The sequence below is a fragment of the Uniformispora flossi genome (assembly GCF_049534875.1).
Classification (GTDB): domain Bacteria; phylum Actinomycetota; class Actinomycetes; order Streptomycetales; family Streptomycetaceae; genus Yinghuangia; species Yinghuangia aomiensis.
This window is the reverse complement of sequence record NZ_JBMULZ010000012.1, coordinates 252,286-264,251: the sequence shown is the minus strand read 5'-3', so window position 1 is coordinate 264,251 and position 11,966 is coordinate 252,286. Positions and strand designations below refer to the sequence as shown.

Genomic DNA, 11,966 nt, shown 5'->3' with positions numbered 1-11,966 from the left:
GCCCGCAACCCCGAAGGGTTGCGGGCCCGTCGCGTTGTCCGGTGTCAGACGCGCCGGAAGATCAGCGCGCGCTTGACCTCCTGGATGGCCTTGGTGACCTCGATACCGCGCGGGCATGCGTCCGTGCAGTTGAAGGTCGTGCGGCAGCGCCAGACGCCCTCCTTCTCGTTGAGGATCTCCAGGCGCTGTTCGGCGCCCTCGTCCCGCGAGTCGAAGATGAAGCGGTGGGCGTTGACGATCGCCGCCGGGCCGAAGTACTGGCCGTCGGTCCAGAAGACCGGGCAGGACGTCGTGCAGCACGCGCACAGGATGCACTTGGTCGTGTCGTCGAACCGCTCGCGGTCCTCCGGCGACTGCAGGCGCTCGCGCGTCGGCTCGTTGCCGGACGTGATGAGGAACGGCATCACGTCCTTGAAGGACTGGAAGAACGGGTCCATGTCGACGACGAGGTCCTTCTCGACCTCCAGGCCCTTGATCGGTTCGATCGTGATGGGCTTGGTGACGTCGAGGTCCTTGACCAGCGTCTTGCACGCCAGGCGGTTGCGGCCGTTGATGCGCATCGCGTCGGATCCGCAGATGCCGTGCGCGCACGACCGGCGGAACGTCAGCGAACCGTCCTGCTCGCCCTTGACCTTGAGCATCGCGGTGAGGATGCGCTCGGTCGGGTCCGCCTCGACCTGGAAGTCCTGCCAGAACGGCACCGGCGGCTCGCCGTTCGGGCCGACCAGGTCGGGCAGGAAGCGGCGGACGCGCAGGGTGATGGTGATCGGGGTGTGGTCCCGGGCCGGCTTGTCGGCCGGTGCGGGTCCCGACGAGGTCTCTTCGATCACGGCAGTCATCAGTACTTACGCTCCATCGGCTGGTAGCGGGTGACGACGACCGGCTTCCAGTCCAGCCGGATCGAGTAGTCGCCGTCCGCGTCGACCTCGCGGTACGCCATCGTGTGCTTCATGAAGTTGACGTCGTCGCGCGCCTGGAAGTCCTCGCGCGCGTGGCCGCCGCGGGACTCCTTGCGGTTGGCGGCGCCGACGACCAGGACCTCCGCGAGGTCGAGCAGGAAGCCCAGCTCGACGGCTTCGAGCAGGTCGGTGTTGTACCGCTTGCCCTTGTCCTGGATCGACACGTTCTTGTAGCGCTTCTGCAGGTTCTTGATGTCGGAGAGCGCCTGCTTGAGCGTCTCCTCGGTGCGGTAGACGCCGGCGTTGGCGTCCATCGTCTCCTGCATCTCGGCACGGATCGCGGCGACCCGCTCGGTGCCTTCGCTGTCGCGCAGCCGCTCGATCATCTCGACGACGGTCGAGGCCGGGTTCTCCGGCAGCTCGACGAAGTCGGCGGTGGCGGCGTACTTCGCGGCGGCGATGCCCGCGCGGCGGCCGAACACGTTGATGTCCAGCAGCGAGTTGGTGCCCAGGCGGTTGGAGCCGTGCACCGACACGCAGGCGACCTCGCCCGCGGCGTACAGGCCCGGCACCACCGTGGTGTTGTCGGCCAGCACCTCGGCCTCGACGTTGGTCGGGACGCCGCCCATCGCGTAGTGCGCGGTCGGGTACACCGGGACCAGCTCGGTGGTCGGCTCGACGCCCAGGTAGGTGCGCGCGAACTCGGTGATGTCCGGCAGCTTCTCCTCGATCTGCTCCGCCGGCAGGTGGGTCAGGTCGAGGTAGACGTAGTCCTTGTTCGGACCGGCGCCGCGGCCTTCGAGGACCTCCAGCACCATCGACCGGGCGACGATGTCGCGCGGCGCGAGGTCCTTGATGGTCGGGGCGTACCGCTCCATGAAGCGCTCGCCGTCGGCGTTGCGGAGAATGCCGCCCTCGCCGCGCGCGCCTTCGGTGAGCAGGATGCCCAGGCCCGCGAGGCCGGTCGGGTGGAACTGGTAGAACTCCATGTCCTCCAGCGGCAGACCGCGCCGCCACGCGATGCCCATGCCGTCGCCGGTCAGGGTGTGCGCGTTGGAGGTGGTCTTGAAGACCTTGCCGAAGCCGCCGGTCGCGAAGATGACGGCCTTGGCCTGGAAGACGTGGATCTCGCCCGACGCCAGCTCGTAGGCGACGACGCCCGAGGTGGTCTTGTTGCCGAACGCGTCTTCGACCAGCAGCAGGTCGAGGACGTAGAACTCGTTGTAGAACTCCACGTTCTGCTTGACGCAGTTCTGGAACAGCGTCTGCAGGATCATGTGGCCGGTGCGGTCGGCCGCGTAGCAGGACCGGCGTACCGCGGCCTTGCCGTGGTCGCGGGTGTGCCCGCCGAAGCGGCGCTGGTCGATGCGGCCTTCCGGGGTCCGGGAGAAGGGAAGACCCATCTTCTCCAGGTCCAGGACCGCGTCGATCGCTTCCTTGCACATGATCTCGGCGGCGTCCTGGTCGGTGAGGTAGTCACCGCCCTTGACCGTGTCGAAGGTGTGCCACTCCCAGTTGTCTTCCTCGACGTTCGCGAGGGCGGCGCACATGCCGCCCTGGGCGGCGCCGGTGTGGGAGCGGGTCGGGTAGAGCTTGGTGAGAACGGCCGTGCGGCTGTTCTTGCTCGCCTCCAGGGCGGCGCGCATGCCGGCGCCGCCCGCGCCGACGATGACGGTGTCGTACTTGTGGATCTGCATGGCCTGACTTGTGTCCTCTGGTCCTCGGTACCGCAGCGACCGCGTCGCGCGCCGACTACTGGCCGATGTTCGGGTCGAAGGTGAAGATCACCAGGGTGCCCGTGAAGAGCACGATCAGCGCGGACGTGTAGAGCAGCGCCTTGAGCCAGAAACGGCTCTGGTCGCGCTCCGCGTAGTCGTTGATGATCGTGCGAAGGCCGTTGACGCCGTGCAGTTCGGCGAGCCACAGCATGATCAGGTCCCAGGCCTGCCAGAACGGCGAGGCCCACCGGCCGGCCACGAACGCGAAGCCGATCCGCGACACGCCGCCGTCGATGACGAGCTGGATGATCAGGTGGCCGATGACCAGGACGACCAGCAGGATGCCGGACAGCCGCATGAACAGCCAGCTGTACAGCTCGAAGTTCGTCTTGGTGGAGCGCGGCGAGCGCTTGGAGCGGGGCGCCTCGATGGAGGGGCCGCCGCCGGTGACCTGGGGAGCGTTCTCGATGAGTGCCATCGCCGTCAGCTCCCGAAGATTTCGCGGATCGTGTGCTCGAGCACCCAGTAGAAGCTGCTGCCCATGAGCGCGACCCACAGGCCGCACACGACCCAGAACATCTGCTTCTGGTAGCGGGGGCCCTTCTCCCAGAAATCGACCGCGATGATGCGCAGGCCGTTGAGAGCGTGGAAGAGGATGGCCCCGACGAGGCCGTACTCCATGATGTTGACGACGGGATTCTTGTAGATCTCGATCGTCTGGTCGTAGGCCTCGGGCGAGACGCGCACGAGCGCGGTGTCGAGGACGTGCGCGAACAGGAAGAAGAAGATGAGGACGCCGGTGACTCGATGAGCCACCCAGGACCACATGCCTTCCCGGCCGCGGTAGAGCGTTCCAGCCGGCACGGAAACTACCCTCCGGATGCGGTAGACGGGGCCGGGCCGGCATTGCCGGACGGCAAGCCAGTCGGTTCGGCCCGGCCGGGACCCTTCCTCCGGCCCCCGCCATGCTAGCCATCGAACGCCCCGCCACCCGACCGGGGGCGCGCGATGTGATCGATTCCGCACGCCGACGGGGAACCAAACGGGTGACACCCGGTGTGTAGTCAGCCCGATGTGACGGAGCGTCACGACCCGCGCCCGGCCCGAAAAACTTGGCGGGGTCAAGCGAATGGGCGACTGATGTCACACCTGGGCCGTGTATCGCTCTCCGCGCCCTGTCCCTACGATGCGTGAACATGACGGAGGCTACTGTCGACGGCGGCACGTCTACCGGCTCCACCTTTGCTTCGCAGTTCCCGCAGCCCACGCGGGAACAGTGGCAGAGCCTGGTGGCCGGCGTGCTCCGCAAGTCGAGGGTGATCGGTGAGGACGACGCACCGGACCGCCCTGAGGATCTGCTCGCGACCACCACCTACGACGGCATCACGCTGGCCCCGCTGTACACGGCCGACGATGCCTCGCCGGACGCCGGGGTGCCCGGACTGCCTTCGTACGTGCGCGGCGCGCGCGCGACCGGCAGCAGCACCGAGGGCTGGGACGTACGCCAGTTGCACGGCGACCCCGACCCGGCGCGCACCGCCGAGGCCGTCCTCGCCGACCTGGAGAACGGCGTCTCGTCCGTTTACCTGCAGACCGGCGCCGGCGCCCTCGACCCCGCCGAACTCCCGCGCGTGCTGACCGGCGTGCTCCTCGACCTGGCCCCGGTCGTCCTCGAGCCGGGCGCCGACTTCGCCCCCGCCGCCGACGCCCTCCTCGCGGTGTTCCGGGACCGCCGCGTCCCGGCCGACGAGGTCCGCGGCAACCTCGGTGCCGACCCGGTCGGCACCCACGCGCGCACGGGCACCGCGCCCGGGGCCGGTGCGGACCTCGCCGCCGCCGCCGACCTCGCGGTCCGCGCCCACGCGGAATTCCCGCACCTCCAGGCCATCGCCGTGGACGGCCAGCCCTTCCACGAGGCCGGCGCCTCGGAAGGCCAGGAACTCGGCGCCGCCACCGCGGCCGGCGTCGCCTACCTGCGGGCCCTCACCGCGGCCGGGCTCGACGTGGACACCGCGCTCGGCCTGGTCGAGTTCCGCTTCGCGGCCACCGCCGACCAGTTCCTCACCATCGCCAAGCTCCGTGCCGCGCGCCGCCTCTGGGCCCGCGTCGCGCAGGCGTCCGGCGCGGCGAGCGGCGCGCAGAAGCAGCACGCGGTCACCTCGTGGTCGATGACCACGCAGCGCGACCCGTGGGTCAACATGCTCCGCACCACCGTCGCCGCCTTCGCGGCCGGCGTGGGCGGCGCCGACGCGGTCACCGTGCGCCCGTTCGACGCGGCCCTCGGCCTGCCCGACGCCTTCGCCCGGCGGATAGCACGCAACACGCAGTCGCTGCTTCTCGAAGAGTCGCACCTCGCGCAGGTCATCGACCCCGCGGGCGGCTCCTGGTACGTCGAGAAGCTCACCGACGACCTCGCGCACGCCGCCTGGGCGTTCTTCCAGGAGATCGAGCGCGCCGGCGGCATCACCGCCGCCCTCGACTCCGGCCTGATCGCCGACCGCATCGCCGAGGTGCGCGCGGCGCGCGACAAGGCGCTCGCGACCCGCGCCGACGCGATCACCGGCGTCAGCGAGTTCCCGAACCTCACCGAAGAGCCGGTGGTCCGCGAGCCCGCGCCCGCCCCGGCGGGCGGCGGCCTGCCGCGGGTCCGCTACGCCGAGTCCTACGAGACCCTGCGCGACCGCGCGGACGCGGTCCTCGCGGAGACCGGCGCCCGGCCCGCGGTCTTCATCGCCACGCTCGGCCCGATCGCGCAGCACACCGCCCGCGCGCAGTTCGCCCGGAACCTGTTCGCCGCGGGCGGCATCGACGCCGCCGACGCGGGCGCGACCGCGGAGACCGCCGACGTGGTGGCCGCGTACGAACGCGCGGGCAAGCCCAAGGTGGCCGTCCTCGCGTCGTCCGACAAGCTCTACGCCGACCAGGCCGCCCCGGCCGCCGCCGCACTCAAGGCGGCCGGCGCGGAGTACGTCTGGCTCGCGGGGGCAGCCAAGAAGTGGGCGGACTCCGGAGCCGACGGCTTCGTCTTCGCCGGCTGCGACGCCGTGGCCGTGCTGAACCGGACTTACGACCTGCTGGGAGGAGGAGCCCGATGAGCATTCCCGACTTCACGGGGATCGACCTCGGCACCCCCGAGGCCGCCGACGCCGAAGCCTGGGTCGCCGCCGTCGCGAACGCGACCGGCAAGGACGCCGCCGAGCTGACCCGCGACACGCCCGAGGGCATCCCGGTCAAGGCGCTCTACACCGCCGAGGACACCCGGGGCCTCGACTTCCTCGCGACGTACCCGGGCATGGCGCCGTTCCTGCGCGGCCCGTACCCGACGATGTACGTCAACCAGCCGTGGACGATCCGCCAGTACGCGGGCTTCTCCACCGCGGCGGAGTCCAACGCCTTCTACCGCCGCAACCTCGCGGCCGGCCAGAAGGGCCTGTCGATCGCCTTCGACCTGGCCACCCACCGCGGCTACGACTCCGACCACCCGCGCGTCGCGGGCGACGTCGGCATGGCGGGCGTGGCCATCGACTCCATCTACGACATGCGGCAGCTGTTCGACGGGATCCCGCTCGACCAGATGTCCGTGTCGATGACGATGAACGGCGCGGTCCTGCCGATCCTCGCCCTCTACATCGTCGCGGCGGAGGAGCAGGGGGTGAAGCCGGAGCAGCTCGCGGGGACGATCCAGAACGACATCCTCAAGGAGTTCATGGTCCGGAACACCTACATCTACCCGCCCAAGCCCTCGATGCGGATCATCTCCGACATCTTCGCGTACACCTCGCAGAAGATGCCGAAGTTCAACTCGATCTCCATCTCCGGCTACCACATCCAGGAAGCCGGGGCCACGGCCGACCTGGAGCTGGCCTACACGCTCGCGGACGGCCTGGAGTACCTCAAGGCCGGCATGGACGCGGGCCTGGACATCGACGCGTTCGCGCCCCGGCTGTCCTTCTTCTGGGCGATCGGCATGAACTTCTTCATGGAGATCGCCAAGATGCGCGCCGCCCGCCTCATCTGGGCGGACATCGTGCAGAGCGCCGGCGCCAAGAACCCCAAGTCGCTGTCGCTGCGCACGCACTCGCAGACCTCCGGCTGGTCGCTGACCGCGCAGGACGTCTTCAACAACGTGGTCCGCACCTGCGTCGAGGCCATGGCCTCGACCCAGGGCCACACCCAGTCGCTGCACACCAACGCCCTCGACGAGGCGCTGGCGCTGCCGACCGACTTCTCGGCCCGCATCGCGCGCAACACCCAGCTGATGCTCCAGCAGGAGTCGGGCACCTGCAGCGTGATCGACCCGTGGGGCGGCAGCGCCTACGTCGAGCGGCTCACGTACGACCTGGCGATGAAGGCCCGCGAGCACCTTGCGGAGATCGAGAAGGCCGGCGGCATGGCCGCCGCGATCGACGCGGGCATCCCCAAGCTGCGCATCGAAGAGGCCGCCGCGCGCACCCAGGCGCGCATCGACTCCGGCCGCCAGCCGCTCATCGGCGTCAACAAGTACCTGGTGGACAACGACCAGCCCATCGAGGTGCTCAAGGTCGACAACCACCAGGTGCGCGCCGACCAGATCGCCAAGCTCGAAAGCCTGCGCGCCGAGCGGGACTCCGCCGAGGTCGCCCGCGCGCTCGCGGCGCTGACCGGGGCCGCCGAGGCGGACCTGGCCGGCAACCGGCCGAACGACCTGGAGCACAACCTGCTCAAGCTCGCCGTGGACGCGGCGCGCGCCAAGGCGACGGTCGGGGAGATCTCCGACGCGCTGGAGTCCGCGTACGGCCGGCACCAGGCGACGATCCGCACGCTCACCGGCGTGTACCGCGAGGAGGTGGGGGCCACGGGCAACGTCGAGCGTGCCCGCGGGCTCGTCGAGGCGTTCGGGGAGGCCGAGGGCCGCCGCCCGCGCATCCTCGTCGCGAAGATGGGCCAGGACGGCCACGACCGCGGCCAGAAGGTCATCTCCACCGGCTTTGCCGACCTCGGCTTCGACGTCGACGTGGGCGCGCTGTTCCAGACGCCGGAGGAGGTCGCACGGCAGGCCGTCGAGGCCGACGTGCACGTGGTCGGCGTCTCGTCGCTGGCGGCCGGGCACCTGACGCTCGTCCCCGCGCTGCGCGAGGAGCTGGCCAAGCTGGACGCGGCCGAGATCATGGTCGTGGTCGGCGGCGTCATCCCGCCCGCCGACGTGCAGCCGCTGCTCGACATGGGCGCCGCCGCGGTCTTCCCGCCCGGCACGGTCATCTCCGACGCGGCCGTCGACCTGCTCAAGCGCCTGTACGACCAGCTCGGCCACGCGCTGCCGGCCGAGCCCGCCACCGCGGACTGACGTGGCGCGCCGCGTCGTCGACGTCGGCCGGTACGCCGAAGGCGTGCTGGCCGGCAACCGCACCATCCTGGCCCGCGCTGTGACCCTGGTGGAGTCCACCCGGGCCGACCACCGCGACCAGGCGCAGGAGTTGCTGGTCAAGCTGCTGCCGCACGCCGGCGGTGCCCACCGGGTGGGCATCACCGGCGTGCCCGGCGTCGGCAAGTCCACGTTCATCGAGGCGATGGGCACCAAGCTGACCGAGGCCGGCCACAAGGTGGCGGTGCTGGCCGTCGACCCGTCGTCCACCCGCACCGGCGGCAGCATCCTCGGCGACAAGACCCGCATGGGGAAGCTCGCCGTCGACCCGAACGCGTTCGTGCGGCCGTCGCCGACCGCGGGCACGCTCGGCGGCGTCGCGCGGGCCACGCGCGAGTCGATCGTGCTCATGGAGGCGGCCGGCTACGACGTCGTGCTGGTGGAAACGGTCGGCGTCGGGCAGTCCGAGGTGACCGTGGCCAACATGGTCGACTGCTTCCTGTTCCTCACTCTCGCGCGCACCGGCGACCAGCTCCAGGGCATCAAGAAGGGCGTCCTGGAGATGGCGGACATCGTCGCGGTCAACAAGGCCGACGGCGACTTCGCCCCCGCGGCCCGGGCCGCCGCGCGCGAACTGCAGGGCGCCCTGCGCCTCATGCGCCGCCCGAACGAGCCCTGGTACACGCCCGTCCTGACCTGCTCCGGCCTGACCGGCGACGGCCTGGACGAGCTGTGGGACACGATCCTCAAGCACCGCGAGGTCCTGGAGTCCACCGGGCGCCTCGCCGAACTCCGGCGCCGCCAGCAGGTGGACTGGACGTGGTCCGCGGTGCACGACGCGCTGCTCGCCGAACTGCGCGCCAACCCGGCGGTGAAGCACCTCGTCCCCGTCCTCGAACGGCAGGTCCGGGACGGCGAGATCACGCCGACGCTGGCCGCCGCCCGGATCATCGAGGCGTTCCACGGCGGCGAGGACTGACACCCGGCGTCCGGTGCCCCTGCCGGGGGGCGGGGGCACCGGAAACCGCGACAAGCTTCGGCAAGGTTCCACAAACCTGTAGCCGCGATGTCGTTATGGCATGACATAACCTGTTCGGGTGTTCCGTCCCCCGAAAGGGCGTCTATGCATACCCCCTACGGCCCTGGTGCATGCGCCGGCGAGGGCGCTTTTTCTCACCCGAACGGGGGTAATTCGCTCTCTACCACGTCGCAGACGGCGATGCAACGTACCCTTGCAGGGGTGAACGCATCCCAGCCCGAAGGCTCCGCGGCCCGCAGAGAAGGCCCGGCTTCGGCCGTGGCCTCCCGCGTCGCCGCCTACACCGAGGAACTCGTCGCCTTTCGCCGCGACCTGCACATGCACCCCGAGCTGGGCCGGGAGGAGTTCCGCACCACCAAGCTCGTAGCCGCGCGCCTGGCCGCCGCGGGTCTGACGCCCCGTCTGCTGCCCGGCACCGGCGTCGTGTGCGACATCGCGCCCCGGCCCGGCAGCGCCGACGGCCGCGGCATGGTCGCCTTCCGCGGCGACATCGACGCGCTGCCCGTCGAGGACCTGAAGGACGTGCCCTACCGCTCCACGGTCCTGGGGAAAGCCCACGCATGCGGCCACGACGTGCACACCGCGGTCACCCTCGGCGCCGGGCTCGTGCTCGCCGACCTCGCCCGCGACGGGCTGCTGACCCGCCCGGTGCGGCTGATCTTCCAGCCCGCCGAGGAGAAGCTGCCCGGCGGCGCGCTCGACGTCATCGCGGCCGGCGGCCTCGACGGCGTCGAGGAGATCCACGCGGTGCACTGCGACCCGCGCGTCGAGGTCGGCCGCGTCGGGCTCAAGGTCGGCGCCATCACCTCCGCGTGCGACCGGCTGATCATCACGTTGGACGGGCCCGGCGGGCACACCGCGCGCCCCCACCAGTCCACCGACCTGATCACCGCGCTGGCCAAGATGGCCGCCGAACTGCCCGCCGCCCTGGCCCGCCGCATCGACCCGCGGTCCGGGATGAGTGTCGTGTGGGGCCGCATCGCGGCGGGTTCCGCGCCGAACGTCATCCCGCAGCGCGGCGAATTGGACGGAACCCTGCGCTGCCTGGACATCGCCGCCTGGCGCCAGGCCCCCGACCTGCTCCAGGAACTCGTCGACACGATCGCCGCGACCTACGGCGCCAAGTGGGAGCTGGAACACCACCGCGGCGTCCCGCCGGTGGTCAACAACGCCGACGCGGTCGCCGCCGCCCGCGAGGTGGCCGCCGGGCTGCTCGGCGCCGACTCCGTCGAGACCACCGAGCAGAGCCTGGGCGGCGAGGACTTCTCGTGGTTCCTGGAGAACGTGCCCGGCCAGCTCACCCGGCTGGGTGTGCGCCCGGTGGGTGAGGCGCCGTACGACCTGCACCAGGGCCGCTTCGACGTGGACGAGCGCGCGATCGGCATCGGCGCCGCGCTGTTCGCCGGGCTCGCGCTGCGGCCGCCGGCCTGACCCCGGCGGGCCTCCGCGGGCCGTCCCGGCCAACCGCCGCTTATTACAACCAGGTAAGAATTCCGGCCCCGCACCCTCCGGTGCGGGGCCGTGCTTTTACCGTGCCGCAAAGCGGGGAAACCGTGGTGCCGTGAGTACAGCGCCACCGGGGCGGCCCGGTCGTTCCGCAAGCGCCACCCGCGCGGTCCGGAGGTGATCCGGACGGGCTATCGGATCGTGTCCAAGTGGTGATCCGGCCCGTATGTCAGAGATATTGCTTTTGTATGTATGCTCTGCGGCGGTTCATATGTCTACGCGCGTTGGCCGCGAGTCTACTCGCGTTGAACGCGGTGTGTCAGGCCTAGGCCGCAACACGTCGTGCACTTGATTGGCCCTGATTTCCGCGCCGTTAGGCGCGCTTCGGAAGGAGACACCCCGTGCGCCGGGTATCCAAGGTCGCCGTGGTCGCGGTCACCGGGGCTCTCGCCCTGACTGCCACCGCCTGTGGAAGCAAGCCGAAGAGCGAGAGCAACAGCACGCCGTCCGCGTCGGCGGGTGCGGGCGGGGGCGCGAGCGGTACGAAGGTCAAGGCCTGCATGGTCACCGACACCGGCGGCATCGACGACCGCTCGTTCAACGCCTCGGCGTGGCAGGGCCTGCAGCAGGCACAGAAGGAACTCGGCGCGGACGTCAAGTACGTCACCTCGAAGTCCGAGAACGACTACGTGCCGAACCTGGACTCCCTGGTCAAGGAGAACTGCACGGTCATCGTCGCGGTCGGCGGCCTGATGGCGGACGCCACCACGCAGTCCGCGAAGAACAACCCGAACCAGAAGTACCTGATCATCGACTCGTCGAGCGTCGGCAACAACGTCAAGGGCCTTGAGTACAACACCGCGCAGGCGGCGTTCCTCGGCGGCTACCTGGCCGCCGCGCAGAGCCAGACCGGCAAGGTCGCCACCTTCGGCGGCAAGAAGATCCCGCCGGTCACCATCTACATGGACGGCTTCGTCGAGGGCGTCAAGTACTACAACCAGGTCAAGGGCAAGAACGTCCAGGTCCTCGGCTGGGACGAGGCCAAGCAGGACGGCTCGATGGCCGAGAAGTTCGACTCGCCCGCCGACGGCGAGCGCATCGCGAACGACTTCATCGCGCAGGGCGCGGACGTCATCCACCCGGTCGCCGGCCAGACCGGCCTGGGCGCGGCCTCCGCCGCCTCGAAGAGCAACGGCAAGGCGAGCATCCTCTGGGTCGACGTCGACGGCTACCAGTCCGCCGAGCAGTACAAGAACGTCATGCTCTCCACCGTGACCAAGGGCATCGCCGACTCGGTGTTCAAGGCGATCCAGGAGACCGGCCAGGGCCAGTACAACACCCAGCCGTACCTCGGCACGCTGCAGAACGGCGGCGTCGGCCTGGCCCCGTACCACGACTTCGACTCCAAGGTCTCCGCGCAGACCAAGCAGGAGATCGACCAGCTGAAGCAGGACATCATCAGCGGCAAGATCCCGATCACCTCGCCGGCCCAGCCGAAGAGCTGACCTCCCGGCCGGGCGCCG

The 11,966-nt window shown here is 70.4% G+C and carries 9 protein-coding genes; 5 read left to right on the top strand and 4 right to left on the bottom strand.

Annotated features, from left to right (window positions below; genetic code table 11):
• Window positions 1-44: 44 nt before the first annotated feature.
• The 4 genes from ACPA54_RS25500 to sdhC are packed head-to-tail and all read right to left on the bottom strand — an operon-like array spanning window position 45 to window position 3,481.
• Window positions 45-839: a succinate dehydrogenase iron-sulfur subunit gene (locus ACPA54_RS25500; RefSeq protein WP_345673751.1), complete on the bottom strand. Its 795-nt coding sequence runs from the start codon at window positions 837-839 to the stop codon at window positions 45-47.
• Window positions 839-2,596 (bottom strand): succinate dehydrogenase flavoprotein subunit, encoded by a 1,758-nt coding sequence (gene sdhA, locus ACPA54_RS25495; RefSeq protein WP_423533451.1) that lies wholly within the window; start codon window positions 2,594-2,596, stop codon window positions 839-841. Before sdhA ends, ACPA54_RS25500 begins: the two co-directional genes overlap by 1 nt.
• 55 nt (window positions 2,597-2,651) lie before the next feature.
• The gene (locus ACPA54_RS25490; RefSeq protein WP_345673753.1) at window positions 2,652-3,095 is read right to left on the bottom strand and encodes a succinate dehydrogenase hydrophobic membrane anchor subunit; all 444 of its coding nucleotides are present in this window, start codon (window positions 3,093-3,095) and stop codon (window positions 2,652-2,654) included.
• A 5-nt stretch (window positions 3,096-3,100) separates the two neighbouring features.
• A complete protein-coding gene (gene sdhC / locus ACPA54_RS25485) occupies window positions 3,101-3,481 on the bottom strand; it encodes a succinate dehydrogenase, cytochrome b556 subunit (RefSeq protein WP_345673754.1) in 381 nt (126 codons plus the stop codon).
• A gap of 332 nt (window positions 3,482-3,813) precedes the next feature.
• Between sdhC and ACPA54_RS25480 the strand changes: the two genes are divergently transcribed.
• The 5 genes from ACPA54_RS25480 (at window position 3,814) to ACPA54_RS25460 (ending at window position 11,948) form a co-directional block, all read left to right on the top strand.
• Window positions 3,814-5,712: a methylmalonyl-CoA mutase subunit beta gene (locus ACPA54_RS25480; RefSeq protein WP_423533449.1), complete on the top strand. Its 1,899-nt coding sequence runs from the start codon at window positions 3,814-3,816 to the stop codon at window positions 5,710-5,712.
• Window positions 5,709-7,940, top strand: a complete 2,232-nt coding sequence (gene scpA, locus ACPA54_RS25475; RefSeq protein ID WP_423533447.1) for a methylmalonyl-CoA mutase — start codon at window positions 5,709-5,711, stop codon at window positions 7,938-7,940. The genes ACPA54_RS25480 and scpA overlap by 4 nt, the downstream gene beginning before the upstream one ends.
• Window position 7,941: 1 nt before the next feature.
• The gene (gene meaB, locus ACPA54_RS25470) at window positions 7,942-8,937 is read left to right on the top strand and encodes a methylmalonyl Co-A mutase-associated GTPase MeaB (protein ID WP_423533445.1); all 996 of its coding nucleotides are present in this window, start codon (window positions 7,942-7,944) and stop codon (window positions 8,935-8,937) included.
• Between the two features lie 261 nt (window positions 8,938-9,198).
• The gene (locus ACPA54_RS25465) at window positions 9,199-10,428 is read left to right on the top strand and encodes an amidohydrolase (protein ID WP_423533443.1); all 1,230 of its coding nucleotides are present in this window, start codon (window positions 9,199-9,201) and stop codon (window positions 10,426-10,428) included.
• Between the two features lie 416 nt (window positions 10,429-10,844).
• Window positions 10,845-11,948 (top strand): BMP family lipoprotein, encoded by a 1,104-nt coding sequence (locus tag ACPA54_RS25460; RefSeq protein WP_423533441.1) that lies wholly within the window; start codon window positions 10,845-10,847, stop codon window positions 11,946-11,948.
• Window positions 11,949-11,966 lie beyond the last annotated feature (18 nt).

Bases quoted from the DNA above. Each gene is read 5' to 3' on its own strand.
- ACPA54_RS25500 (WP_345673751.1), bottom strand. From the start codon at position 839: ATGACTGCCGTGATCGAAGAGACCTCGTCGGGACCCGCACCGGCCGAC.
- sdhA (WP_423533451.1), bottom strand. From the start codon at position 2,596: ATGCAGATCCACAAGTACGACACCGTCATCGTCGGCGCGGGCGGCGCC.
- ACPA54_RS25490 (WP_345673753.1), bottom strand. From the start codon at position 3,095: ATGGCACTCATCGAGAACGCTCCCCAGGTCACCGGCGGCGGCCCCTCC.
- ACPA54_RS25480 (WP_423533449.1), top strand. From the start codon at position 3,814: ATGACGGAGGCTACTGTCGACGGCGGCACGTCTACCGGCTCCACCTTT.
- scpA (WP_423533447.1), top strand. From the start codon at position 5,709: ATGAGCATTCCCGACTTCACGGGGATCGACCTCGGCACCCCCGAGGCC.